This is a genomic window from Burkholderia sp. APQ4-4ca, from assembly GCF_057837105.1.
On record NZ_JBYQCG010000014.1, the window covers coordinates 1 to 514 of the forward strand.

The 514-nt window shown below is 53.1% G+C and carries 2 tRNA genes and 1 rRNA gene; all 3 read right to left on the bottom strand.

Annotated features, from left to right (window positions below):
• Positions 1-151: 151 nt before the first annotated feature.
• A tRNA-Ala gene (locus AC3IFE_RS01415) sits at positions 152-227 on the bottom strand.
• Positions 228-266: 39 nt separating this feature from the next.
• Positions 267-343 (bottom strand) — tRNA-Ile (locus AC3IFE_RS01420).
• A gap of 63 nt (positions 344-406) precedes the next feature.
• Positions 407-514, bottom strand: a 16S ribosomal RNA gene (locus AC3IFE_RS01425); the annotation flags it as partial.

Here is a 514-nt window from a genome sequence, read left to right on the forward strand (position 1 = left end):
CATCTCGAGACGCTTCCGCTATCCAAATTACTTACTTCTTCCAGATTGTTAAAGAACGACAGCCGATATCTGTTGATATCCTCTGACTGGCTCAATCGCCAATGCAAAATTCTCGGTTCAGCGTCTGAACCAAGCTCTTAGCGTTGGTGATTGGTGGAGGCAGACGGGATCGAACCGACGACCCCCTGCTTGCAAAGCAGGTGCTCTCCCAGCTGAGCTATGCCCCCATGTACAGGTATTCCTCAGGTGTACCTACCGCCAGACAATGGTGGGTCTGGTTGGATTCGAACCAACGACCCCCGCCTTATCACGACGGTGCTCTAACCGACTGAGCTACAGACCCCTGAGTCTGTCTTTAAGTTACAGCCGATAAGCGTGAGCGCTCAACTTCGCGAGATAGCTCTGGAAAGGAGGTGATCCAGCCGCACCTTCCGATACGGCTACCTTGTTACGACTTCACCCCAGTCATGAATCCTACCGTGGTGACCGTCCTCCTTGCGGTTAGACTAGCCAC